Origin of the sequence: Paraburkholderia tuberum STM678 (genome assembly GCF_902833905.1) — a bacterium.
Taxonomy (GTDB): domain Bacteria; phylum Pseudomonadota; class Gammaproteobacteria; order Burkholderiales; family Burkholderiaceae; genus Paraburkholderia; species Paraburkholderia tuberum.
In genome coordinates, this window is sequence record NZ_CADFGP010000031.1 from 59,485 (window position 1) to 82,774 (window position 23,290).

The 23,290-nt window shown below is 63.9% G+C and carries 22 protein-coding genes and 1 pseudogene; 4 read left to right on the forward strand and 19 right to left on the reverse strand.

All coding sequences use genetic code 11. The annotated features are described in order from the left end of the window. Positions 1–40: 40 nt before the first annotated feature. The 3 genes from bktB to rimO all read right to left on the reverse strand — a co-directional run bounded on the left by bktB (position 41) and on the right by rimO (position 3,652). Positions 41–1,225 (reverse strand): beta-ketothiolase BktB, encoded by a 1,185-nt coding sequence (gene bktB, locus HWY30_RS24840; RefSeq protein WP_090804666.1) that lies wholly within the window; start codon positions 1,223–1,225, stop codon positions 41–43. An 87-nt stretch (positions 1,226–1,312) separates the two neighbouring features. Further along, positions 1,313–2,263 carry a sugar kinase gene (locus HWY30_RS24845; RefSeq protein ID WP_090804664.1) on the reverse strand — a complete coding sequence of 317 codons (951 nt, stop codon included), beginning with the start codon at positions 2,261–2,263 and terminating at the stop codon, positions 1,313–1,315. Positions 2,264–2,266: 3 nt separating this feature from the next. Continuing rightward, positions 2,267–3,652 carry a 30S ribosomal protein S12 methylthiotransferase RimO gene (rimO, locus tag HWY30_RS24850; protein ID WP_090804662.1) on the reverse strand — a complete coding sequence of 462 codons (1,386 nt, stop codon included), beginning with the start codon at positions 3,650–3,652 and terminating at the stop codon, positions 2,267–2,269. Between the two features lie 16 nt (positions 3,653–3,668). On the opposite strand from rimO, the pseudogene HWY30_RS24855 reads away from it, so the two are divergent. Both HWY30_RS24855 and HWY30_RS24860 read left to right on the forward strand, forming a co-directional pair. Beyond that, a pseudogene (locus HWY30_RS24855) lies at positions 3,669–4,463 on the forward strand (recombinase family protein); the annotation flags it as partial. A 144-nt stretch (positions 4,464–4,607) separates the two neighbouring features. Then, entirely contained in the window at positions 4,608–4,901 is a 294-nt protein-coding gene (locus HWY30_RS24860) for a hypothetical protein (protein WP_244144988.1), read from the forward strand. Positions 4,902–4,961: 60 nt separating this feature from the next. On the opposite strand, the gene HWY30_RS24865 is transcribed toward HWY30_RS24860, so the two are convergent. The 8 genes from HWY30_RS24865 to phaC form a co-directional block, all read right to left on the reverse strand. Beyond that, the gene (locus tag HWY30_RS24865) at positions 4,962–5,765 is read right to left on the reverse strand and encodes a TIR domain-containing protein (protein ID WP_090804660.1); all 804 of its coding nucleotides are present in this window, start codon (positions 5,763–5,765) and stop codon (positions 4,962–4,964) included. A gap of 102 nt (positions 5,766–5,867) precedes the next feature. Continuing rightward, complete coding sequence (locus HWY30_RS24870; protein ID WP_090805748.1) at positions 5,868–6,152, reverse strand: XRE family transcriptional regulator; 285 nt, start codon at positions 6,150–6,152, stop codon at positions 5,868–5,870. A 65-nt stretch (positions 6,153–6,217) separates the two neighbouring features. Next, the gene (locus tag HWY30_RS24875; protein WP_090804658.1) at positions 6,218–6,571 is read right to left on the reverse strand and encodes a type II toxin-antitoxin system RelE/ParE family toxin; all 354 of its coding nucleotides are present in this window, start codon (positions 6,569–6,571) and stop codon (positions 6,218–6,220) included. Between the two features lie 301 nt (positions 6,572–6,872). After that, entirely contained in the window at positions 6,873–7,916 is a 1,044-nt protein-coding gene (locus HWY30_RS24880) for a tRNA dihydrouridine synthase (RefSeq protein ID WP_090804657.1), read from the reverse strand. A gap of 273 nt (positions 7,917–8,189) precedes the next feature. Then, positions 8,190–8,825 carry a polyhydroxyalkanoate synthesis repressor PhaR gene (phaR, locus tag HWY30_RS24885; protein WP_090804655.1) on the reverse strand — a complete coding sequence of 212 codons (636 nt, stop codon included), beginning with the start codon at positions 8,823–8,825 and terminating at the stop codon, positions 8,190–8,192. A gap of 137 nt (positions 8,826–8,962) precedes the next feature. Beyond that, positions 8,963–9,703, reverse strand: a complete 741-nt coding sequence (locus HWY30_RS24890; RefSeq protein ID WP_090805746.1) for a 3-ketoacyl-ACP reductase — start codon at positions 9,701–9,703, stop codon at positions 8,963–8,965. Positions 9,704–9,930: 227 nt separating this feature from the next. Then, positions 9,931–11,112: an acetyl-CoA C-acetyltransferase gene (locus HWY30_RS24895; RefSeq protein WP_090805745.1), complete on the reverse strand. Its 1,182-nt coding sequence runs from the start codon at positions 11,110–11,112 to the stop codon at positions 9,931–9,933. A gap of 196 nt (positions 11,113–11,308) precedes the next feature. Beyond that, a complete protein-coding gene (gene phaC / locus HWY30_RS24900; RefSeq protein WP_090804653.1) occupies positions 11,309–13,123 on the reverse strand; it encodes a class I poly(R)-hydroxyalkanoic acid synthase in 1,815 nt (604 codons plus the stop codon). A gap of 329 nt (positions 13,124–13,452) precedes the next feature. On the opposite strand from phaC, the gene HWY30_RS24905 reads away from it, so the two are divergent. Next, positions 13,453–13,674 carry a hypothetical protein gene (locus HWY30_RS24905; protein ID WP_143037168.1) on the forward strand — a complete coding sequence of 74 codons (222 nt, stop codon included), beginning with the start codon at positions 13,453–13,455 and terminating at the stop codon, positions 13,672–13,674. A 54-nt stretch (positions 13,675–13,728) separates the two neighbouring features. Here HWY30_RS24905 and pgeF read toward each other — a convergent pair whose 3' ends face one another. Next, on the reverse strand, positions 13,729–14,592 hold the full coding sequence (gene pgeF, locus HWY30_RS24910) for a peptidoglycan editing factor PgeF (protein ID WP_090804652.1): 864 nt from the start codon (positions 14,590–14,592) through the stop codon (positions 13,729–13,731). Further along, entirely contained in the window at positions 14,589–15,839 is a 1,251-nt protein-coding gene (locus HWY30_RS24915) for an RluA family pseudouridine synthase (RefSeq protein WP_090804650.1), read from the reverse strand. Before HWY30_RS24915 ends, pgeF begins: the two co-directional genes overlap by 4 nt. 38 nt (positions 15,840–15,877) lie before the next feature. Here HWY30_RS24915 and HWY30_RS24920 point away from each other — a divergent pair, with 38 nt between their 5' ends. Continuing rightward, entirely contained in the window at positions 15,878–16,738 is an 861-nt protein-coding gene (locus HWY30_RS24920; protein ID WP_090804648.1) for an outer membrane protein assembly factor BamD, read from the forward strand. Positions 16,739–16,831: 93 nt separating this feature from the next. Here HWY30_RS24920 and rlmD read toward each other — a convergent pair whose 3' ends face one another. The 6 genes from rlmD to surE form a co-directional block, all read right to left on the reverse strand. Further along, positions 16,832–18,262 carry a 23S rRNA (uracil(1939)-C(5))-methyltransferase RlmD gene (gene rlmD, locus HWY30_RS24925; protein ID WP_090804646.1) on the reverse strand — a complete coding sequence of 477 codons (1,431 nt, stop codon included), beginning with the start codon at positions 18,260–18,262 and terminating at the stop codon, positions 16,832–16,834. 149 nt (positions 18,263–18,411) lie between these two features. Continuing rightward, positions 18,412–19,188: a 3'-5' exonuclease gene (locus tag HWY30_RS24930; RefSeq protein WP_090804643.1), complete on the reverse strand. Its 777-nt coding sequence runs from the start codon at positions 19,186–19,188 to the stop codon at positions 18,412–18,414. A 4-nt stretch (positions 19,189–19,192) separates the two neighbouring features. Then, positions 19,193–20,281, reverse strand: a complete 1,089-nt coding sequence (gene rpoS, locus HWY30_RS24935) for an RNA polymerase sigma factor RpoS (RefSeq protein ID WP_090804642.1) — start codon at positions 20,279–20,281, stop codon at positions 19,193–19,195. A gap of 11 nt (positions 20,282–20,292) precedes the next feature. Then, the gene (locus HWY30_RS24940; RefSeq protein WP_090804640.1) at positions 20,293–21,243 is read right to left on the reverse strand and encodes a peptidoglycan DD-metalloendopeptidase family protein; all 951 of its coding nucleotides are present in this window, start codon (positions 21,241–21,243) and stop codon (positions 20,293–20,295) included. 5 nt (positions 21,244–21,248) lie between these two features. Continuing rightward, positions 21,249–22,460 carry a protein-L-isoaspartate(D-aspartate) O-methyltransferase gene (locus HWY30_RS24945; protein WP_090804638.1) on the reverse strand — a complete coding sequence of 404 codons (1,212 nt, stop codon included), beginning with the start codon at positions 22,458–22,460 and terminating at the stop codon, positions 21,249–21,251. After that, on the reverse strand, positions 22,457–23,215 hold the full coding sequence (surE, locus tag HWY30_RS24950) for a 5'/3'-nucleotidase SurE (protein WP_090804636.1): 759 nt from the start codon (positions 23,213–23,215) through the stop codon (positions 22,457–22,459). Before surE ends, HWY30_RS24945 begins: the two co-directional genes overlap by 4 nt. Positions 23,216–23,290 lie beyond the last annotated feature (75 nt).

Consider the following 23,290-nt stretch of genomic DNA (forward strand, 5'->3'; position numbering starts at 1 on the left):
CCTGCTTGCTACCTATGTCGCGCCGGCCTGCCGTACGCGCTCACAGACGCTCGAAAATCGCCGCGATCCCCTGCCCGCCGCCGATGCACATCGTGACGAGTGCATAGCGCCCGCCGATGCGCTGCAGCTCGTACAGCGCCTTCACGGTGATCAGCGCGCCGGTCGCGCCGATCGGATGGCCGAGCGAAATGCCCGAGCCGTTCGGATTGACCTTGGCCGGATCGAAGCCGAGCTCCTTGCTGACCGCGCAGGCCTGCGCGGCGAAGGCCTCGTTGGCCTCGATCACGTCGAGATCGGCGACCGTGAGACCCGCCCGCTCGAGCGCCTTGCGACTCGCCGGCACCGGGCCGATGCCCATGTACGCGGGATCGACGCCCGCATGCGCGTACGACACGAGTCGCGCCAACGGCTTCACGCCGCGCCGCTCGGCGACGCTACGCTCCATCAGCACGACGGCCGCGGCCGCGTCGTTGATGCCCGACGCGTTGCCCGCCGTCACCGTGCCGTTGTCCTTCACGAACACCGGCTTCAGCTTCGAGAAGTCTTCCGCGGTTGCGTTCAGCCGCGCGTGCTCGTCGGTGTCGAACACGACGTCGCCCTTCTTCGACGCAATCGTGATCGGCAGAATCTGTTCCTTGAAGTAGCCGCTCGTGATCGCGTGGGCCGCGCGACGATGCGACTCGAGCGCGAGCGCGTCCTGCGCGTCGCGCGAGATCTCGTACTTGCGCGCGACGTTCTCGGCGGTCACGCCCATGTGGATCGACTGGAAAGGATCGTTGAGCGCGCCGACCATCATGTCGACGAGACGCGCGTCGCCCATGCGCTGTCCGAAGCGCGCGGCCGGCATCGAGTAAGGCGCGCGGCTCATGTTTTCAGCGCCGCCGCCGATCGCGATATCGGCATCGCCGAGCAGCACGCTTTGCGCGGCCGACACGATGGCCTGCAAGCCCGAGCCGCACAGCCGGTTCACGGTCAGCGCGGGCGTATGCTGCGCGACCCCGCCGTTGATTGCCGCGACGCGCGCGAGATACATGTCTTTCGGCTCGGTGTGCACGACGTTGCCGAACACGACGTGTTCGACTTCGTCGCCCGACACGCTCGCGCGCTCGAGCACTTCGCGCACCACGCGCGCGCCGAGGTCGGTCGGCGCGAAATCCTTCAGGCTGCCGCCGAACGTGCCGATTGCCGTGCGCACACCACTTACCACCACTACGTCCCGTTGCATCGCTTGTCCCTCCTGTTGTCTCTCCAGTCTGCCTGGATGATTGCACCAGCGCGGGCCATGCTGCGCCGCGCGCGGCTTACGTAAAACCTAGTTCGCCAGCCGCCGCTCGACTGTCTCGCGCGACGGAATCGGCGCGACCGCGCCATAACCTTGCGTGGACAGCGCGGCGGCAACGTTCGCGTAGCGCGCGGCGGCAAATGGATCGTCGCCCGCGACGATGCGCGCGATGAAGGCGCCGCCGAAGCAGTCGCCGGCGCCGGTTGCATCGACCGCGTCGACGACATGGCCCGGCACGACGCGCCGCTCGTTCGGCGTCGCGATATACGAGCCGTCCTTGCCGAGCTTCAGCGCGACCACGCCCGGACCATGCGACAGCAGAAAATCGACGATCTCGTCACGGCCGGTCAGCCCCGTCAGTTCGGTCACATCGTCCCAGCTCGGCAGGCAGATGTCAGTCTGGCGGATCGCCTCGAGCATCACCGCGCGCGCCCGCGCCAGCGGCCACAGCTTAAGACGCAGATTGGTGTCGAAGCTCACGCGCGCGCCATTCGCGCGCGCATGCGCGATCGCTTCGAGCGCGGCGTCGCAGGCGCTGACGCTGATCGCGAGACTGATGCCGGACAGATGGACGACCTTCGCCGCCGCGAGCGCGTCGCGCGGCAGATCGGCGGGTGCATAGCGGCTCGCCGCCGAGCCCGCGCGCAGATAGTCGAACGCGTGGCCGTTGGGGCCGTGAGACACGAAATAGACGCCGGTCGACGCTTGCGCATCGATGCGCACGAACGACGTGTCGACCTGCTCGCGCTCCCACAGATCGACCAGCAGGCGTCCGAAATGATCGGCGCCGACCGCCGACACGAAGCCGGTCCTCGCACCCTGGCGCGCGGCCGCGATGCAGAAGTTCGACGTGTCGCCGCCGAAGCCTTGCAGGTAGTTCGGTTGATCCTTCGCCGACTGGTTGAATTCGATCATCGCCTCGCCGAGCGCGAGGATGTCCGGTGTGTGAGCTTCAGGCTGTGCGGCCGCGCTGTGCGTCATCGCTTAGACCTCGCCCCACAAATCGTGGCCGTCCGCGCCGGTGATCTTCACCGATACGAAATCGCCGACCTTGTAGCGCTTCGACGCCTTGGCGGACGGCGCGATATAGACGACGCCGTCGATCTCCGGCGCATCCGCCGCGGTGCGGCCGATGCCGCCGTCCGCGTTGATTTCGTCAACGAGCACCTTCAGTGTCTTGCCGACCTTCCTCGCGATGCGCTTGGCCGACATCTGCTCGGCCACTTCCATGAAGCGCGCGCGACGTTCCTCACGCACTTCATCGGGCAGCGCGCCGTCGAGTTCATTCGCGCTCGCGCCTTCGACCGGCGAATACGCGAAACAGCCGACGCGATCGAGCTCCGCCTCGCGGATGAAATCGAGCAGTGTCTCGAACTGCTCTTCGGTCTCGCCCGGAAAGCCGGCGATGAACGTGCTGCGGATCGTCAGATCGGGGCAGGTCTCGCGCCAGGCCTTGACGCGCTCCCTCACCTTCTCGGCGTTGGCCGGGCGCTTCATGCGCTTCAGCACTTCCGGATGTGCGTGCTGGAACGGCACGTCGAGATACGGCAGCACGTGGCCCTTGTACGGACCCTCGGCCATCATCGGAATCACTTCGTCGACGCTCGGATACGGATACACGTAATGCAGGCGCACCCACGCACCATATTGCGCGGCGAGTTCGCCGAGCGCGGCGACCAGATCCGTCATGCGCGTCTTGATCGGCTTGCCGTTCCAGAAACCGGTGCGGTATTTGACGTCGACGCCATATGCGCTCGTGTCCTGCGAGATCACGAGCAGTTCCTTCACGCCGGACTTGAACAGGTTCTCCGCTTCGAGCATCACTTCCGCGACCGGGCGCGACACCAGATCGCCGCGCATCGACGGGATGATGCAGAACGTGCAGCGGTGATTGCAGCCTTCGGAAATCTTCAGGTACGCGTAGTGGCGCGGCGTGAGCTTGACGCCCGCGGCGGGCACCAGATCGACGAACGGATCGTGCGGCTTCGGCAGATGGCTGTGCACCGCCTGCATCACCTCGCCGAGCGCGTGCGGGCCGGTCACCGCGAGCACCTTCGGATGCACTTCCTCGATCAGCCCCGAGCCGCTCGCACTCTTCTTCGCACCGAGGCAACCGGTGACGATCACCTTGCCGTTTTCGTTGAGCGCTTCGCCGATCGCGTCGAGGCTTTCCTGCACGGCTTCGTCGATGAAGCCGCAGGTGTTGACGACCACGAGGTCCGCGCCGTCATAGGTGCCGGAGATTTCGTAGCCTTCGGCGCGCAACTGGGTGATGATCTGCTCGGAATCGACGAGGGCCTTGGGGCAGCCGAGGGATACTATACCTATACGAGGCGATTCGGACGGCTTGAGGCTGTGCGGCTTAGACATTTGAAAGGAAGTGGGAATGGCAGCAAAGCCGAGAGTTTACAGCTATTTGCGGTTCTCCGACCCAAAACAAGCATCGGGAAGTAGCGCTGAGCGGCAACAAGAGTATGCCGCTCGATGGGCTGCAGAGCGAGAACTGGCGCTCGATGCGACCCTTTCACTTCGGGACGAAGGGCTGTCGGCTTACCATCACCGCCATGTCCGGCAGGGCGCGTTAGGCGTGTTCCTCCGCGCCGTCGAGGACGGCCAGGTATCAGCCGGCTCCGTCCTCGTCGTCGAGGGCTTGGATCGCCTCAGCCGCGCCGAGCCAATCCAGGCCCAAGCGCAACTTGCACAGATTATTAATGCCGGCATCACCGTTGTTACCGCAAGCGACGGCCGTGAGTACAACCGGGAGCGCCTGAAGGCGCAACCGATGGACCTAGTGTACAGCCTGCTGGTGATGATTTGCGCTCACGAAGAATCAGATACGAAAAGTAAACGCGTCAAGGCGGCGATCCGGCGTCACTGTCAGGGCTGGATCGCCGGAACGTGGCGTTCGCCCATCCGCGTTGGAAAGGACCCTCAATGGGTCCGAGAGTCCGGCGACGGAAGGTTCGAGCTCATACCTGAGCGCGCGAACGCGGTGCGGTTGGTAATTCAGATGTTCCGCCAAGGGAATGGTGCGGTCCATGTGGTGCGTGAACTGTCGGAGCGCGGACTAAAAATAAGCGAGTCCGGCCTTACCCACTCGTCGCACATATACAAGCTGCTGGCGAACCGCATGCTGCTCGGAGAGAAGTCAGTCGAGGTCGACGGCGAAGTGTTTCGGTTACCCGTGGGGTCGCTACTTCTGGAAGCCCGTTACCATGACGAAGCTGTGCGGTATGGGGCTGGTGTATAAAACAGAAAGCGGCGCGTTTTGCCTCACGCCGCTCGGTGCTGATCTGGTTCGCGCATTGAAGAATGGAACCGAGAAATGAAAAAGGCCAACGAACACAGCTTGGTGGCCACGACAGTGATCGCCGCCGATCCGTCGATTCCGAAAAACTGCCAGATCAGCGCGGTAAGCTACGACGGCCTCACGATCAGAACCGCCACTGGCGAGCCTGCCATGCTTGCGGTGATCGACATGCAGGGGCGCATTCTCGATTCCGGTCCCGGCGTCGCGAGGGCCGTCTGGAAAATCGCGCTCGAGTCGTATCGGAACTTCCTGATAGGTTCCGGGCACTTGCGGGTGCTCTCCCGGCCGACAGAGCCGATCAAGGCATAAAAAAACGGCGCCGCGTAGGCGCCGCTTTTGATTCTTCAGAGAACAGTACAACCGGGTGTCCTATTTCTTATACATCGCTTTCAGTTCTCGAAACAATGTGCCAAAACTTGTTTGAACACTTCCCTTCGGAAAGGGAATGTATACGACGCCCGAAAGATTCGAAGGTATATTAACGGCCTCTTCGTGAAGCAGGCACACGCGCGCGCGGCCGTAGCGCCCTTGAAACCAACCAATTTCGTGAATCACATTCTCCCGAGCACGTACTTGGCCGTTCTCATCGATGTCATCCCCCGTCATGACTATCACGGCACTGTCGCACGCCGCGGAATTGGACTCGAGTTTTTCGATGATCGACTGCCCGGCATTGACTTCTTGAGCAAGCTCCAGAGTCGGTATTTCCACATCCTTTTCAACAAACGCCTGTACCTCACGCCAATCGCCAGAACGTCCGTGGGACAAGAAAATCCGGTTTGGTAATTGCGGCGAACTTTGACTCGGCGGCGCCAATTCGCTGTTTGCTCGAATCTCAAGAATCTGATCCAGATCTCGCACCAACCGCTCAAGTTGCGCGCGAGAATAGTGCAACACTTCTTGGGTCTTCCGGCCACCGTCCACAAATTCCATACGCCTATCAGTTGGCTCGGCGTTCACGGTTTGAAAATCTTCGTACAGTTCCGGCAACAAATTCTCCAGCTTTTTTAGGAGCTTATCTGCCTGCGAGAAATAATGACGGACGGCATTTGGATCGAAGCTCTCGCGAACGAGGGTAGATCTGTCTCTTTGGATTACCTTTTCAGCTAGAGCGGCCCCCACCGCCTGCCGGAGGCCGGCAATTTTTGCCAATGTAGTCGCGATTTCGTTCACAGCCCCTCCGTACAAGCGGCCCCTCAAATCGCGAGCACGAGATGCGGGCAATTCAACCTGACCAGCGTCAGAAAACAAAAACGGCGCCGCAGCGCCGCTCTACTAAGCCGCAAGTTCGAACTTAAATTTTTTGCCAAGTGCGGCTGCAGCGCTTGCCAGCGTCGTCAGCGTCAGGCTTGTATCCGTTTCATCAAGCAAGCGGTTCAGAGCAGCACGGCTCGTTTTCATCTTCGTCGCCATTGCCGTCTTGGAAAGGTGCTGAGCCCTCATCTCCTGCTCGATCTGCCACGCGATAACGCGCTTCATTGCAGTAGCAGTCGCCTCTTCCAGAATTGCTTCCTCAGCGAGGAAGTCATCGAAATTACTGCCGATATGTTGATTTGCCACGTCCACCCCTCAACCCTTAAACCCATCGGACATGTCCAACCCCTTGGCCATGCTACCTTGAATGCCTATCCCCTTCTCAACTGACGCAGCCGCTCTTTTGCCACATCAAGTTCGTCTGCCGGCGTTTCTTGAGACTTCTTGATAAACCCGTGGATCAGGACCATGTCGGAACCCACCACGGAAAACAGAACGCGAGCAATACGCCGATGGAGATGAATACGAATCTCCCACAAATCCCGCCCCATCTTGCGCACAAGCGGCATACCCATCGGCCAACCGATCTGCACCGTCTTGATGTCCTCGCCGATCACCTTCCGATCGGCCGCGCTCAACTCCTGAAGCCACTGGCGCACCGGTTCATTGCCGGTTTCCGTTTGAAAAAAATAAACGGACAAAACGACCTCGACGGTACGAATCATTGATGGTTGGGACGGACTTGGAATACCGAAATCGTACCAAATCTGGTACGCAATGTAAACACTTTTTGGTTTACATACAAGGCGGGGAGCCCTGCTGGCGTTGGTCGGGCAGTGCTCTTTGCAGTTTAGATTTGCTTTCCTACGGGCAGCCGAGAGAGACGAAGCCGACTTTCGGCGTGGCGCCCGGCCCGGCCGGAGCGTTCGAGGGGGTGGAAGACATGGGGAACCGCTTGAAGACGTTAAACCCTGAATTGTAGCGGTTCGCCACCGCCACCGCTCGTAAGTCTTTGAATTCTAGTCTTCAAACCGGGATGGGTTCGGCAGGACCGGGTTGATTCAGCTCACTATTTTCGTCGCTGGAAAGGTGCTGACGCGTGGGCGCCGACGCGTCTCCGGCCGCCAGCGCCTGGCCGATTACCGTAAGAATTTCGTCAGAGTCCTGCACTCGCCGGATCGCCGCATGCAGTTCGGCGGCTTGCGGCCAGGTCCGCTGCAGGTAGCTGAGCCACTTCTTGACGCGGCCGTGCTCATGGGTCAGCGTGCCATGCGCCCGCAGCTTGTTCATGTAGCCGACGATCGAACCCAGCACCTGCTGCCATTCGTCGGCAGATGGACACGGGTCGACGAGCCCGCGGATTCGCTGCGCGAGGAACGGATCCGACACGGCGCCGCGCCCGATCATCACGTCCGCGCAGCCGCTGACCGAGCGGCAACGCTGCCAGTCCGCCACCGTCCAGACTTCGCCGTTCGCGATGACGGGCACGTCGACGGCGTCGTCGATGCGCGCGATCCACTCCCAGTGCGCAGGCGGCCGATAGCGGTCGTCGCGCGTGCGCGCATGCACGACGAGCGAGGCCGCGCCGCCGTCCGCGAGCGCCTGCGCGCATTCGATCGCCTGCGACGTGTCGGACACGCCGAGGCGCATTTTTGCCGTCACCGCGATATCGGCAGGCACCGCGGCGCGCACGGCCGAGACGATCTGGTTCAGCAACTTCGGGTTCGCGAGCAGCATCGCGCCGCCGCCGTGCTGATTGACGACTTTGGCGGGACAGCCGAAGTTCAGGTCGATACCGTAGGGCGACAGCATGGCCGCGTACGCGGCATTGCGTGCCATCCACTCGGGATCGCTGCCGAGCAGCTGGATCACCATCGGCGTGCCGCTGGCGGTCACGCTCGCGTGCAGGATTTCGGGCGCCTCGCGCTCGTAGACGCGGGTTGGCAGCAGCGAGCCTGTGATGCGGATGAACTCGGACACGCAGCCGTCGAAAGCGCCCGCGCTCGTCAGCACGTCGCGCAGCACATAGTCAGCGAGCCCTTCCATCGGGGCGAGAAACAGCCGGCTCATGAGCGGTCTGGGTGAACGGCGGGTCAGAGCAGAATGATCCGCGCGGCCTTCGCAACGGAAGACGCTGACGCGATCAGGGAGACGGTCTGAAACATAGGACGGGTCCAGCGGAAGAAACGGTAACGGCGCAAGCAGCGGTGTGCCGGCAGTGGACGCAACGGATATCGAGCCGCGGCCGGAATCCGGTTCCGACGGAAAAGCGTCCCCCCGCGCGGGCCGCCATTGTAGCGCGTCGGCGGCTGCACTCCCGCGAGCTCGCCGCCATTCACTCCTTCACTTCTTCTCCGTCTCCGGATTGGCCTGCGGCGTGGCCGGCGCATTGCTCGCATTGCTCGCATTGCTCGCATTGCTCGCATTGACCGCGCCGCCCGGCGTAAACGGGAACGTGGCGAACATGGTCTTCGCCTGATTCTGCATCTGCTCCTGCATCTGCACGAACATGTTCTTCGATTGCTCGATGTAGCTGGTCATCATGCCCTGCATCATCGGCGCCTGCATGTTCATGAACTGCGACCAGACTTCGGGGTTCATCGCCTTGCCTTCATAGAGATTCTTCGACTGGTCGGCAAGCTTCGCCTGAATGTCGATGAAGGCCTGGATGTTCTTTTCCAGATACGTGCCCATCATGCCTTGCATCGCATGACCGTAGAACCGGATGATCTGCGACAGCATCGACGACGAGAACATCGGCAGGCCGCCGCTCTCTTCTTCGAGAATGATCTGCAGCAGGATCGAGCGCGTCAGGTCCTCGTTGCTTTTGGCATCGATCACCTTGAAATCTTCCTGATCGAGCACGAGTTGCTTCACATCAGTCAGCGTGATGTAGGTACTCGTCTCGGTGTCGTAGAGCCGACGATTCGGATATTTCTTGATCAGTCGTTCGGCCGTTTTCTTTGTAGTAGTAGTCATGTAACGCCTTTAAGCTCGAGTTAAGCAAACGCGGAAACGGCGTCCGGGCTGTGCAACGGGATCCATTGCGCAGCCGGGACGCCGGCGAAACCATCTGAGCCGAAGCGCGCCGCCTTCCGGTCCGGCGCGCCGATGGCTCAGCCCATATGCAAGCCGCCGTTCAGCGAAAAATCGGCACCCGTGGCGAAGCCCGATTCTTCCGACGCAAGCCACGCGACGATCGAGCCGATTTCGTCCGGCTGACCGAGGCGGCGCACCGGAATCGTCGCGACGATTTTTTCCAGCACGTCCGGGCGGATCGCCTTGACCATGTCGGTGCCGATGTAGCCCGGCGACACGGTGTTGACCGTCACGCCCTTGGTCGCCACTTCCTGCGCGAGCGACATCGTAAAGCCGTGAATGCCGGCCTTCGCGGTCGAATAATTGGTCTGGCCGAACTGGCCCTTCTGGCCGTTCACCGACGAAATGTTGATCACCCGGCCAAAGCCACGCTCGACCATGCCGTCGATCACCTGCTTGGTGACGTTGAACAGGCTGGTCAGATTGGTGTCGATCACCGCCGTCCAGTCTTCGTGCGTCATCTTGCGGAACACGACGTCGCGCGTGATGCCGGCATTGTTGACCAGCACGTCGATCTCGCCGACTTCGGCCTTGACCTTGTCGAATGCGTCCTTGGTCGATTGCCAGTCACCGACGTTACCCTCGGAGGCGACGAAGTCGTAGCCGAGTACCTTCTGCTCGTCGAGCCACTTCGCACGGCGCGGCGAATTCGGGCCGCAGCCGGCGATCACCCTGAAGCCTTCCTTGTGCAGACGCTGGCAGATGCTGGTGCCGATGCCGCCCATGCCGCCCGTTACGTACGCAATTCGCTGTGTCATAAACCACACTCCGTTATCGTTGTCGAGGCGCCTGCCGGCGGCCTCGTGCCTCGCCTGATGCTGGTTCGCGTTGCCGCCGGGCGACCGTCTGGCAACGCGCACTGCCGACACGAGTCACCTGTTGCAACGCGCCGCGCCGCCAGTTGGCGTGCCGCGCGGCCAGATGCCTGTGCCGGCGAAGACCGCGCGCGACCGGTCGCGAATGCGCGCGGCGTACCCAGCGTACTTTAAACGCGCTCGACCGCGAGCGCGACACCCATGCCGCCGCCGATACACAGCGACGCCAGACCCTTCTTCGCATCGCGCTTCTGCATTTCGTGCAGCAGCGTGACGAGAATCCGGCAACCGGACGCGCCGATCGGGTGGCCGATCGCGATCGCGCCGCCGTTCACGTTGATCTTCGACGTGTCCCAGCCCATCTGCTTGTGCACGGCGAGCGCCTGCGCGGCAAACGCTTCGTTGATTTCCATCAGGTCGAGATCGGCCGGCGTCCAGCCCGCGCGCTCGAGGCAACGGCGCGAAGCCGGTACCGGGCCCATACCCATCACCTTCGGATCGACACCCGCGTTCGCGTATGCCTTGATGCGCGCGAGCGGCGTGAGGCCGAGCGCTTCCGCTTTTTTCAGCGACATCACGAGCACCGCGGCTGCGCCGTCGTTCAGACCCGATGCGTTGGCCGCCGTGACCGTGCCTTCCTTCGAGAACGCCGGCTTCAGGCTCGCGAGTGATTCGGCCGTCACGCCATGACGCACGAATTCGTCGGTGGTGAAGCGCAGCGGCTCGCCCTTGCGTTGCGGAATCTCGACCGGCACGATTTCGTCGTTGAAGCGCCCCGCCTTCTGCGCGGCTTCCGCCTTGTTCTGCGACAGCGCCGCGAACGCGTCCTGCTGTTCGCGCGTGATGCCGTGCTCCTTCGCGACGTTCTCGGCCGTCACGCCCATGTGGTACTGGTTGTAGACGTCCCACAGGCCGTCGACGATCATCGAGTCGATCAGCTTCGCGTCGCCCATGCGGAAACCGTCGCGCGAACCCGGCAGCACGTGCGGCGCGGCGCTCATGTTTTCCTGGCCGCCTGCCACGACGATGTCCGCGTCACCGGCGATGATCGCGTTGGCCGCGAGCATCACGGCCTTCAGACCTGAGCCGCAGACCTTGTTGATCGTCATGCCCGGCACGGCCGACGGCAAACCCGCCTTGATCAGCGCCTGACGCGCGGGGTTCTGACCGGAGCCCGCCGTCAGCACCTGGCCCAGAATAACTTCGCTCACCTGTTCCGGCTTCACGCCTGCCCGTTCGAGCACGGCGCGCACCGCGAGCGCGCCGAGTTCAGGTGCGGCAATCTTCGCCAGCGACCCACCAAACTTGCCCACTGCAGTACGAGCGGCCGATACGATCACAACATCAGTCATTTCCATATCCTCCGGGCATCCCGGCCAACTGCGCCACAGCCCGTTACGTTAAAAATTGCGTTGCAACTTGCGTTGCTCTCACGCCTTCATCAACCAGACGCTCATTCACCTGCCAAACACCTATGCACCGGCCGACTGCGCACTATGCCGACGTCGACAGCAATGTCGTACGCGCGCGTCGAGCCTGTGCGTGAACCTACTCCCGTTGCCGCACGTAGCGGCCCGGCGCCGGCTCGATGACCGGGAATTCGTCGGAGCCCAAATTGGCGCGCGGCTTCACTTTCTTGCCGCCGTACTGATCGAGCCAGTCGGTCCATTCCGGCCACCAGCTGCCGGGCACTTCGGTCGCCGCGTCGAACCATTCGTCCGCGCTTTCGGGCAGCGTGTTCGCGTCGGTATCGAGCTTCCAGAAGCTGCGCTTTTTCTTCGCGGGCGGATTGATCACGCCGGCGATATGGCCCGATGCGCCGAGCACGAACTTTAGCGGCCCGGTCAGCAGCGGCGCCGACGCATACGCGGTTTGCCACGGCACGATATGGTCTTCGCGCGAACCGTAAATGAAAGTCGGCACGTCGATCTTCGACAGATCGATCGGCTCGCCGCAGGTGGTCAGCGCACCGGGCTCGCGCAGCTTGTTCTCGAGATACGTGTTGCGCAGATACCAGACGTACATCGGCCCAGGCAGACTGGTCGAGTCGCTGTTCCAGTACAGCAGGTCGAACGGTACCGGCGTGCGGCCCTTCAGGTAACTGTCGACGACGTAGTTCCACACGAGGTCGTTCGGGCGCAGGAACGAGAACGTGTTCGCGAACTCGACGCCGCGCATCAGTCCCGGCGGCGCGCCGTTCTTGCCGCCGATGCTCTGCTCGCGCATCTGCACGTGCGCCTCGTCGACGAACACGTCGAGCACGCCCGTGTCGGAGAAGTCGAGCATCGCGGTGAGCAGCGTCATCGACGCGGCCGGATGTTCGCCGCGCGCCGCAGCCACCGCGAGCGCGGTGGCGAGCATCGTGCCGCCGACGCAAAAGCCGAGCGTATTGATCTGCTCGCGGCCGCTGATCTTGCGCACGGTGTCGATCGAGGTGAGCACACCCTCGCCGATGTAGTCGTCCCACGTCTTGTGCGCGATGGACTGATCCGCGTTGCGCCACGAAATCAGGAACACCTGATGGCCCGAATCGAGCCCGTGCGCGACGAGCGAGTTTTCGGGTTGCAGGTCGAGAATGTAGTACTTGTTGATGCACGGCGGCACGATCAGGAGCGGCCGCTCGCGCACGGTCGCCGTGCGCGGCTTGTACTGGATCAGTTGCAGCAGATCGTTCTCGAACACGACCGAGCCTTCGGTGTTCGCGAGGTTCTCGCCGACCGCGAAACGCGATTCGTCGGTTTGGGAAATCTTGCCGCGCTGCATATCGGTGAGAAGGTTCATCACGCCCTGGCGCAAGCTCTCGCCTTTACTGTCGAGCAGCGTTTTCTGCGCTTCGGGATTCAGCGCGAAGAAGTTGCTCGGCGAGGCCGCCGCGGTCCACTGCTGGACCGCGAAGCGAATGCGCTCGCGGGTTTTCGGCTGGGTGTCGAGCGCGTCGACCATCTGCTGCAGATAGCGTGCGTTCAGCAGATACCACGCGGCGGTGAACGCGTAGGCGGGCGCCGCGCTCCAGGCGTCCGCGCTAAAGCGCCGGTCCTTGAGTTCGGGCGCTCTGATCGCCGACGTGGTGGCCTGCTGGATCAGCTCCATCGCCTCGTGCGAATAGTCGGTCTGCAGCTTCTGCAAACGCTCGGGCGGAATCGCGGCGGTGGGAATGCTCAGCCCCGGCAACGACGGCAACGCACCGGCGGCCAGCTTGCTGAAGTCGGGCATGCCGGGAAATGCCGGTATTTGCGGGAAGCCCGCCGTTATCTGTGCAAGGTCCGGCATCTGCGGCATTGAGGGCATCTGAAATGCCGTGCCATTGGGCTGCGCGCCGAACGAACGCCAGGCGTTCATCCAGGCGTCGAGAAATTGCTGCATGCCTGCGGCTGACGATGCACCGCTCGTACCGGCCTGCTGCGTCTGCTCCTTCGAGGAGTCGGTGCTGGGGGAAGCTGAGGAATGAGATGCTGCCATACCTGCTTTTGACCGGTAAGTCCTTGCGGACGGGTTGAGAGGCAGGTCCGTGCGCACGTGGCGATTGCTCGCGACTTCGTCACGCCCTGTCCCATGAACGACGAGGAGCTTAGAAGGAACATTCTTGCTCCCCATCACAAGGCATGTCAATGCTTGCTCCCGATTTTGCCGCAGTGCGATAGTTTTTTAATTATCGTTTTCCCTGTATGGCAAATCGCGCTTTAACGAGTCAAATGACCCTGCCGCGGGTAAATCCGAAAAACTCCAAGGGCGCATGGCACTTAAGCATATTTATTCGTTCGGTCGCCCACACAGCCGGCGGGCGATTCGCGCTATCGGCGGGCCTTCCGGCAGCGCAACAAAAAATGCGTGTGAAGGCCGGGGAACGGGCCGTCAGCGACGGGTCGGCAGTGGCATTCGCGAATAACGACCCGGTGCGCATTCACGCGAAATAAAACCACGGCTCGATTTTAAAAGTATGACAAGATGCGCCCGCGCGCCATCCCGAATTAATCGGCAATTGATTGCGCCTGTTCGTCGATCCAGATCAACGCGGCCATGCGACCGGTCTCGCGATCACGGCGATACGAATAAAAACGCTCGCGCAACGTGACCGTGCACAGATCGCCGCCGCTGATGCGCGTAAGGCCGAGCCGCTGCAGGCGCAGGCGCGCCAGCGCCGGCAGATCGGCGAGATATTTGCCGGCATTCGCGGGATGCGCGACGAACGCCTGCGCGGTCGCGTCGCGTTGTGCATCGTCGGCACCGGTCATGAAGGCGTCACGCACGTCTGCGCCGACTTCGAATGCGGTGGGCCCGATCGACGGCCCGAGGTACGCATGCAGCGCGCTCGCCCGCACACCAGCCAGCGCCGCGACCCGCGCGGCGGTCTGCTCGACGATGCCCGCCGCGAGTCCGCGCCACCCCGCATGCGCGGCGCCGACCGCGCGCCCCGCTTCGTCGCACAACAGCACCGGCATGCAATCGGCGACCATGACGACGCACGCGATGCCCGCGCCATCGGTGACGCTCGCGTCGGCGCGCGCCGGCGCACCATGCTCGCGCGCGTGCGCGATCGCATCCTCGGCGCGGACGATGCCGGCGCCATGGATCTGTTCGAGCCACGCGGCCTCGCGAACACCGGCAAGCGCGACGAGCCGTGCGCGATTGCTCGCGACCGCGGCGGGATCGTCGCCGGTCTTCATGCCCAGATTCAGCCCGCCGGGCTGGTCGGCGCCGTCGCGCCAGCGGCCGAACGGCGCGTTGCTGACGCCGCCGTCGCGGGTGGTCACGAGCGCGCGCACGCGCGGCGACACGTTCCATGCGGGTTGCACGACATCGGCAAAACCCAGCTCCGGGAGATTGGTGCTCATGCGTGATCGTCCTCGTCGTGGTCGCTGTCTTCATCGTACGCGCCGTCGTCGACCGATGCATCGTAGTCCTCATCCTCGCCATACGCATCGTCGAACTCGCCCGCGTCGTCGCGACCCAGACCGAGCGCGGCCGACAACGCCTCGATGTCGGCCGGCACCTCGGCGCGCCATTGCATCGAGCGGCCGGTCTTCGGATGAATCAGGCCGAGCCGCCACGCGTGCAGCGCCTGGCGCGCGAAGCCGTCTGGCAGCGGCGTGACCGAGCGCTTGCCGCGCGCGCGTCCGTACACGGGATCGCCGAGCAACGGATGACCGATGTGCGCGCAATGCACGCGAATCTGATGCGTGCGCCCCGTCTCCAGATCGCAGTGAATCGCCGTGACCGGCTGACGCTGCCAGATCGCCGAGGCCACGCGCCGGAAATGCGTGCGCGCCGGCTTGCCGGCCGCGCCCGTCACCACGGCCATGCGCGTGCGCTCGCGCGGATCGCGGCCGATCGGCGCGTCGATCGTGCCTTTGTCGGGCAGGTTGCCCCACACGAGAGCGAGGTAGCGGCGCTTGACCGTGCGCGCCTGCAACTGGCGCACGAGGTCGGTCTGCGCCTCGAGCGTGCGCGCGACCACCATCAGCCCCGAGGTCTCCTTGTCGAGCCGATGCACGATGCCCGCGCGCGGCAGACCCGCCGCGGACTCGCCATAGCGGTAGAGCAGCCCGTTCAGCACGGTGCCGCTCCAGTTGCCAGCCGCCGGATGCACGACCATGCCGGCCGGCTTGTTGATGACAACGAGCGTGTCGTCCTCGTAGACGATATCGAGCGGCACCGGCTCGGGCGTGAAGGCGAGCTGCTCGGGCAGCAGATCGGGCACGAGCTCGATCGTCGCGCCAAGCGGCACCGGCTGGCGGATCTTCGCCGCCTTGCCGTCGACGCGCACCCGCTGCGCCTCGATCCAGCTTTGCAGACGGCTGCGCGAGAACTCCGGGAACACTTTGGCGAGCACCTTGTCGAGGCGCTCGCCGGCCAGTTCGTCGGGTACCACGACGCTGCGCGGCGCTTCGTCGGCCGCGCGCACGGGCACGGGTGCCGCCGCGGCCGCAGAGCCTTGCGGGCTGCTTGCGGCGAGCGCGTCGCCGGAGAAATCGTCGTCGAGGGAATCGACGCCCGACGCGTCGGCCGGGTCGGCGCTTACGCTATAATCTTCGTTGCTATTCCCGGCGCCTGCGGCGCCTGGAGTATTTGAGCGGGTCATTGAATCTGGGTCACCTGGACGTAAAGCTAGACTGGAAAATGCGAGCCTTGAACACCATCACTGAAGCGGCGATCAATTTGGCGGCCATCAAGAAGGCGGCCCGGAAAGTGGCCGGATACATTGCGTGCGCCGCGGCCGTCGTCGCTGTTGCGGCTTGCCACGGCCTGCCGGAGAAGACCGACGAAACGGCAGCGTGGAACAACAACAAATTATATACGGAGGCGAACGACGCCCTGACCGGTGGCGACTGGGGCAAGTGCGCGAAGTATTTCGAGCTGCTCGAGGGCCGCGACCCGTTCGGCCACTTCGCCCAGCAGGCGCAGATCAACGTCGCGTACTGCAACTGGAAAGACAACGAAAACGCCGCCGCCGACCAGGCCATCGACCGCTTCATCCAGCTGCACCCGGATCATCCGGACATCGCCTACGCGTATTACCTGAAGGGCATGATCCACTTCAACGACGACCTCGGTCTGTTCGGCCGCTTCTCGGGCCAGGATATGAGCGAGCGCGATCCGAAGTCGCTGCGCGAGTCGTATGACGCGTTCAAGGTCGTGGTGGACCGTTTCCCGAACAGCAAGTACGCGGCGGACGCCGCGCAGCGCATGCGCTACATCGTGAATGCGCTCGCATCGCACGAAGTCCACGCCGCGGACTACTACTATCGCCGCGGCGCCTATGTCGCCGCCATCAACCGTGCGCAGCTCGCATTGCGCGAGTACAAGAACGCGCCGGCCATCGAAGACGCGCTGCACATCATGATCCTGTCGTACGAGAAGCTGAACAACCAGCAACTCGCCGACGACACTCGTCGCGTGCTGGCCGGCACCTTCCCCGACAGCCCGTACGTGACCGGCCACGCACGGCCCGGCACGGCGAAGTCGTGGTGGCAGTTCTGAGCCCTCACGCGCCGACGGCACACTGACCTTCGTCTGAAAACGAAAACGCCACGACCTCGGTCGTGGCGTTTTCGTTTATGCGCGCCGCGAGACTCAATCGCGCTCGAACAGCGCAATCGATTCCACGTGCGACGTATGCGGGAACATATTGACGACGCCCGCGCCCACCAGCCGATAGCCGGCCTCATGCACGAGCAGCCCGGCATCGCGCGCGAGCGTGGCCGGCGCGCACGACACATAGACGATGCGCGTCGGCAGCGGCCCGTTGCCGCTCTGCGCGATCTCCGCGAGCGCCTTCGCGATCGCGAGTGCGCCTTCGCGCGGCGGATCGACGAGGAACTTGTCGAACTGGCCGAGCGCGCGCAAGTCGTCGGCGGTGACTTCGAACAGGTTGCGGCACGCGAACGACGTATGCCCGGCGACGCCATTCAGCTCCGCATTCGCGAGCGCGCGCTGGGTCAGCACTTCGCTACCCTCGATGCCGACCACTTCCCGCGAGATTCGCGCGAGCGGCAGCGTGAAGTTGCCGATCCCGCAGAACAGGTCGAGCACGCGGTCGGTGCGTGCCGGCGCCAGCAGGCGCAGCGCGCGGCTCACCAGCACGCGGTTGATCGCGTGATTGACCTGGGTGAAATCAGTTGGCTTGAACGGCATACGGATGCCGTATTCGGGCAGCGTGTAGTCGAGCTGCACGTCGAGAGGATAAAGCGGCGTGACCGTGTCGGGACCGCCCGGCTGGATCCAGAACTGCACCTTGTGCTCGTCCGCGAACTCGCGCAGCACCTGCTCGTCCCCGGCCGTCAGCGGTTCGAGGTTGCGCACGACGAGCGCCGTGACCGACGAGCCGACCGCGAGCTCGAGCTGCGGCATGCGGTCGTAGATAGACAGCTTGCGGACCATGAAACGCAGCGGCATCAGCATCGCCGACACATGCGGCGGCAGCACCTCGCAGGTCTTCATGTCGGCGATATAGCTGCTCTTCTTCTCGTGAAAGCCGATGCGCATGCCGCCGCGCTCCGGCAGATAGCGCACCGCGAGCCGCGCGCGATAGCGATAACCCCAGGACGGCCCGTGAATCGGCCGGAACACCGTTTCGGGGCGCAGTTTCGCCAGATGCTGCAGGCTGTCCTCGAGCACGCGCTGCTTGACCGCCACCTGCGCGCGCATGTCGAGATGCTGCATCGAGCAGCCGCCGCAGATGTTGAAGTACGTGCATTTCGGCGTCGTGCGGATCACGCTTTCGCGGAACACCTGGACGACTTCGGCCTGCTCGAATTTCGGCTTGCTGCGATGCGTCGAATAACTGACGAGTTCACCCGGCAGCGCGCCTTCGACGAACACGACCTTGCCCGGCGTGCCGTCTTCGCTCGTGGTGCGGCCCACGCCGCGCGCTTCCATATCGAGCGAAACGATTTCGATCAGCGGTTCGTTGCCGGTAATGACGGGCGCCGGCGCCGGGGCGTGCGCCCTGGCATGCTTCGATGAGCGCCGCGGCGAGCGACGTTGGGGGGCAGTTCGGGACACCTGCGGACTTCCTGACAAACTATGGGGGAAAGGCGAGATTGTAGACGAAGCGCCGGGCTTGCCTGCGATGCGGTGCGGACCACACGCGGAGCGAGTGCGGATCGCGGCCCGGATTGCGACTCCCCGGCGCAGGCTCTGCTCGCGCGCGCTTACTGCTCGAACGCCGCCAGATACTCGGCCCACTGCGGCGCGCCTTCCAGCGCGAGCGCGTTCTTCACGAGGTTGATCTCGTCAGCATACTCCGACGGCGAAAAGCCACCGCGCATCAGTTGGAAGCGGCAATACAGCAGGTACGTATTGACGACGTCGGTCTCGCAGTAATTGCGGATTTCCTCGATACGCCCTTGCTGGAACGCCTGCCACACCTGACTGCCGTCCATGCCCATCTTGCCCGGAAAGCCGCACATCTTCGCGAGCGCGTCGAGCGGCGCGTTCGCGCGCGCCTGGTACATCGCGAGCACGTCCATCAGATCGGTGTGTCGCGCGTGGTAGCGGCTGATGTAGTTGTTCCACTTGAAGTCGCGGTCGTCCTCGCCGAGATCCCAGAACCGGTAGGCGGGGATGCCGTTGACGAGCGCGCGGTAGTTGAGCACCGGCAGATCGAAACCGCCGCCGTTCCACGACACGAGTTGCGGCGTGTACTTTTCGATCACGCGATAGAACGACTGCACGAGCGTCGCCTCGCCGTCCTCGGGCGTACCGAGCGAGCGCACGCGAAAACCGCTGTTGTCACGGAACACGCAGGAAATCGCCGCGACCCGCTGGAGGTGATGCGGCAGAAAATCGCTGCCAGTTTTTTCGCGGCGTGCGGCGAACGCGTGCTCGGCGACATCGGCGTCGCTCATCGACGCGGGCAAATCTTCAAGCCGGCGGATGCCGGCGACATCGGGAATCGTCTCGATGTCGAAAACAAGAATCGGTGTCATCAGGTCAGAGAACGGCGTCTTTGCGGACACCGTTTGAGGCAAAGAAGCGCTTCAGTCGCACCAGCGCTTCCTGTTGGATCTGGCGCACACGCTCGCGCGTGAGGCCCATTTCGTCGGCCAGCTCTTCGAGCGTGGCGGGCTCGATGTGATTCAGACCGAAGCGCCGCTCGATCACATGGCGGTGCTTGTCCGACAAACGCGCGAGCCATGCGCGTGTCAGTGTTTCGAGCTCGCGATGCTGCACTTCGGCGTCTGGCGACTGGCTCTGGTCGTCCGACAGCAGATCGAGCAGGCTGCTCGCCGGATCGAGATCGAGCGGCGCATCGAGCGAGGCGGTGTGCTCGTTCAGCGCGAGGATGTCGGTGACTTCGTCGGTGGTCTTGCCGGTCAGATAAGCGATGTCGTCGATGCTCGCGTCGCGGCGCTCGGCCGCCTCCCCCGAATTCATCGAGTTCTTTTCCAGATGGCGCTTCGCGCGCAACACCTGGTTGAGCTCACGAATCACATGCACGGGCAATCGCACCGTACGCGCCTGGTTCATGATCGCGCGCTCGATGCTCTGGCGGATCCACCACGTCGCGTAGGTCGAGAAACGGAAGCCGCGCGTCGGATCGAATTTTTCGATTGCGTGCATGAGGCCGAGGTTGCCCTCCTCGATCAGATCGAGCAGCGGCACGCCGCGATTCAGATAACCCTTGGCAATGCTGACGACCAGCCGCAGATTGCGCTCGATCATCACCTGCCGCGCTTCGAACTCGCCGGCCTTGGCAAGGCGCGAATATTTCTGCTCTTCCTCGACGGTGAGCAACGGCTTCACGCTGATGCGATTCAGATAATGCTGGATCGTGTCGGCCGTGAGTTCGGCCTGCAGCAGTGCGCGGAAATCGTCGGCGTCGGGCGGCGCCTCGCCGGTGGTTTCGCGCGCGTCAGCGCTCTCGCTGTCGTCGAGGCCGCTCTGGCGTTCGTCGGGATCGCGCTCCTCCGCGACCTCTTCTTCCACTTCCGAAGCGCCGCTTTCGTCCACTGCGGCAGACGTGACTTCGCTGATCGTCTCAGACTCGGCTTGCGGCGGGCGGCGCTTCGATTTCGGCATGGTCGTATCGCTTATTGCGGCGGCAAATACTTCAGTGGGTCGACTGGTTTACCCTGTCGGCGAACTTCGAAATGCAACATCACACGGTCGGAATCGCTATTGCCCATCTCTGCGATCTTCTGCCCCTTCGTAACCGCGTCCCCCTCTTTTACCATCAAAGCGCGGTTGTGTGCATACGCGGTGAGATAAGTTGCATCATGCTTGATGATAATGAGATTGCCGTAACCACGCAGCCCATTTCCGGCATAGACGACGCGACCATCGGCTGACGCTTTAACCGGCTCGCCCGCCGAGCCGCCGATATTGACGCCCTTGTTGGTCGAGTCGTTGAACGTGTTGAGCAGCGGACCGCGCACCGGCCATGCAAATGCTACGTTGCCTGCCGCGGCGCTACCGACGTCGGCGCTCGCCGCAGAGGGATTGGCCGGAGGCGCAGCTACCGCACCATTCGCGGGCGTACCGTTCGTCGCGCCGCCGTAGAGCGGCGGCATCGCGGCGCCGACCACGGCCGGCGCGTTGTTGTTCAGCGGTGCGCTTTGCACCGCGCCCGTGCTGCCGATCGGCGCGGTCGACACGCCCGGCGTCATGGCCGCGGTATTCGCGCCCGGCGGCACGACGCGCAGCAGCTGGTCGACTTCGATCTGATTCGGGTTGGTCAGGTTGTTCCACGTCGAGATGTCGCGGTAATTCTGGCCGTTTTCGAGCGCAATGCGGTACAGCGTATCGCCCGGCTTCACGCGATAGTAGCCGGGCGGCGGCGGGCCGAGCGGCACCGCCGGTTGCGCCGCGCCCTGCGCGGTGGCGAGCGTGCCGCCGCCGGAGCGGTCGACGACGGGCGCCTGGTCGAGCCGGGATGCACAGGCCGTCATCAACAGGGACAAGGCGAGCACGCACACGCTGCGCTGGGTTACGGTCAGGGGGGTATTCGGGGTGGTTCTCTGCATCGCGCGCAACATACTCATCGGTGTCAAATCACTCCGGATTTTAAGGGTACAAAGAAAACGCGATCAAGCCGCGACTCGCGCCATTGCGCGGGGCCGAGGCGCTCGATCAGCGTCAGCACCTGGCTCTGTCCTTCCTGCGAGCCGACCGGCGCAACCAGACGTCCGCCGATCGCAAGCTGCTCGAGCAACGCCTGCGGCACGTCGAGCCCGGCCGCCGCGATCACGATCGCGTCGAACGGGGCCGCCGACGGCAAACCGAGCCGCCCGTCGCCGTAATGCAGCCGGATATTCGGAATGCGCAGCGGACGCAGATTCGTCTTCGCGCGCTCGGACAGCGGCTTGATGCGTTCGATCGAATAAACCTCGCGCGCGACCTGGCTCAGCACCGCCGCCTGATAGCCGCAACCGGTGCCGATTTCGAGCACCGTGTTCAGCGCGCGCCCGGCCGCCGCGAGTTCGATCATTCGCGCAACCACCGACGGCTTCGAGATAGTCTGGTGATGACCGATCGGCAGCGCGGCATCTTCGTACGCCTGGGCCGCAAGACCCGGATCGACGAACATGTGGCGCGGCACCGCCGCCATCGCGTTCAGCACACGCTGATCGCTGACGCCATTGGCTCGCACGCGTTCGACCATGCGTTCGCGAACCCGTTCCGAGGTCAGCGCCAAGGCGTTGTTCATCGCGCCGCTGGTCGCGCCGCCGAATGCGCCGCTCATTGCACCGGCCAACGCGGCGTTCGGCGCGGGTTTCGCGCTTTGCTGCAGTTGCGACTGGAGTGGCGATGGCGTCGCGCGTGCGCTGTGGCCAGACGCATGCGTCGAGTTTTTGCCTGGCTTGACCGACGACTTTGGTGCTTGCTTGACAGGCTGCCCCGCCAATGCACCAGCCAACGAGTTCGCCGTTGTCTTTGCGATTGGCGCGGCCTGCGGCTTTGGCGGCATTGCACCGGTCGCCGCCGTTGACGTACCGAACGAAGCGCTTTGCGTCTTCGCCTGGGGAATCACCTGGGGTCGCGTCGCCGGCGTAGATTGCGCAGCAGCTGAGGTCCTCGCTTGCGCCCGTGCGGCCGCGCCGCCCTGCGTCGGTTTCGCCGACTGCTGCCGTGCGTTCAACGCCGCGCTCGCCGCGAGCGCCGCCGCGCGCATCTCACCCGGACGTCCCTCGGGCCGGCGCGGTTCGCGCACCAGGTCCTCGAGACCTAACGGAAAGCGCTTCGCGCGCTCGCCGGTCATGAACTGCCGCTCCCGGCGCGCAGCCAGTCGCGCGCCGCAGGCAGCATTTGCGTGTAGGTCAGATCGAGCTGCAGCGGCGTGATCGACACGGCGCCGTTGGCCACCGCATGGAAGTCCGTGCCTTCGCTCGCGTCGCGCGCCTGGCCCGAGGCGCCGATCCAATAGATCGGTTCGCCGCGCGGATTGGTCTGGCGGATCACCGGCTGCGACGGATGACGTTTGCCGAGTCGCGTGATCCGCCAGCCGCGCAGTTCGTCATACGGCAGGTTAGGGATATTGACGTTCAGCAGCGGATGTCCCGGCAACGGCCGCGCGAGATAATGCGCGACGATTTCGGCGGCAACGCGGGCCGCGTCTTCGAGATGCGCCCAGTCCTTGTCGACGAGCGAGAACGCGATGGCCGGCACCCCGAACATGATGCCTTCGGTGGCGGCTGCGACGGTGCCGGAATACAGCGTGTCATCGCCCATGTTCTGGCCGTTGTTGATACCCGACACGACCAGGTCCGGTGTATGGTCGAGCATGCCGGTCAGTGCGATGTGCACCGAGTCGGTCGGCGTGCCGTTCACGTAGTAGAAACCGTTCGCCGAACGCAGGACCGACAGCGGCCGCCACAGCGTCAGGGAATTCGACGCGGCGCTGCAGTTCTGTTCGGGAGCCATCACGGTGACGCTGGCGATCGGCTTCAGCGCTTCGTAAAGCGCGGCGAGGCCCGGCGCCAGATAACCGTCGTCGTTGCTGAGTAGGATTCGCATGCGCCGATTGTAACCGAGGAAAGATGGCACGCGAACGACATGGACGGCGTGTCTGCGTGGCGTGCACAAGCGTCG

Excerpts from the sequence above, each read along its gene's own strand:
- bktB (WP_090804666.1), bottom strand. The coding sequence starts at position 1,225 with ATGCAACGGGACGTAGTGGTGGTAAGTGGTGTGCGCACGGCAATCGGC.
- HWY30_RS24845 (WP_090804664.1), bottom strand. The coding sequence starts at position 2,263 with ATGACGCACAGCGCGGCCGCACAGCCTGAAGCTCACACACCGGACATC.
- rimO (WP_090804662.1), bottom strand. The coding sequence starts at position 3,652 with ATGTCTAAGCCGCACAGCCTCAAGCCGTCCGAATCGCCTCGTATAGGT.
- HWY30_RS24860 (WP_244144988.1), top strand. The coding sequence starts at position 4,608 with ATGAAAAAGGCCAACGAACACAGCTTGGTGGCCACGACAGTGATCGCC.
- HWY30_RS24875 (WP_090804658.1), bottom strand. The coding sequence starts at position 6,571 with ATGATTCGTACCGTCGAGGTCGTTTTGTCCGTTTATTTTTTTCAAACG.
- HWY30_RS24880 (WP_090804657.1), bottom strand. The coding sequence starts at position 7,916 with ATGAGCCGGCTGTTTCTCGCCCCGATGGAAGGGCTCGCTGACTATGTG.
- phaR (WP_090804655.1), bottom strand. The coding sequence starts at position 8,825 with ATGACTACTACTACAAAGAAAACGGCCGAACGACTGATCAAGAAATAT.
- HWY30_RS24890 (WP_090805746.1), bottom strand. The coding sequence starts at position 9,703 with ATGACACAGCGAATTGCGTACGTAACGGGCGGCATGGGCGGCATCGGC.
- HWY30_RS24895 (WP_090805745.1), bottom strand. The coding sequence starts at position 11,112 with ATGACTGATGTTGTGATCGTATCGGCCGCTCGTACTGCAGTGGGCAAG.
- phaC (WP_090804653.1), bottom strand. The coding sequence starts at position 13,123 with ATGCAGCAATTTCTCGACGCCTGGATGAACGCCTGGCGTTCGTTCGGC.
- HWY30_RS24905 (WP_143037168.1), top strand. The coding sequence starts at position 13,453 with ATGACCCTGCCGCGGGTAAATCCGAAAAACTCCAAGGGCGCATGGCAC.
- pgeF (WP_090804652.1), bottom strand. The coding sequence starts at position 14,592 with ATGAGCACCAATCTCCCGGAGCTGGGTTTTGCCGATGTCGTGCAACCC.
- HWY30_RS24915 (WP_090804650.1), bottom strand. The coding sequence starts at position 15,839 with ATGACCCGCTCAAATACTCCAGGCGCCGCAGGCGCCGGGAATAGCAAC.
- HWY30_RS24920 (WP_090804648.1), top strand. The coding sequence starts at position 15,878 with ATGCGAGCCTTGAACACCATCACTGAAGCGGCGATCAATTTGGCGGCC.
- HWY30_RS24930 (WP_090804643.1), bottom strand. The coding sequence starts at position 19,188 with ATGACACCGATTCTTGTTTTCGACATCGAGACGATTCCCGATGTCGCC.
- rpoS (WP_090804642.1), bottom strand. The coding sequence starts at position 20,281 with ATGCCGAAATCGAAGCGCCGCCCGCCGCAAGCCGAGTCTGAGACGATC.
- HWY30_RS24940 (WP_090804640.1), bottom strand. The coding sequence starts at position 21,243 with ATGAGTATGTTGCGCGCGATGCAGAGAACCACCCCGAATACCCCCCTG.
- HWY30_RS24945 (WP_090804638.1), bottom strand. The coding sequence starts at position 22,460 with ATGACCGGCGAGCGCGCGAAGCGCTTTCCGTTAGGTCTCGAGGACCTG.
- surE (WP_090804636.1), bottom strand. The coding sequence starts at position 23,215 with ATGCGAATCCTACTCAGCAACGACGACGGTTATCTGGCGCCGGGCCTC.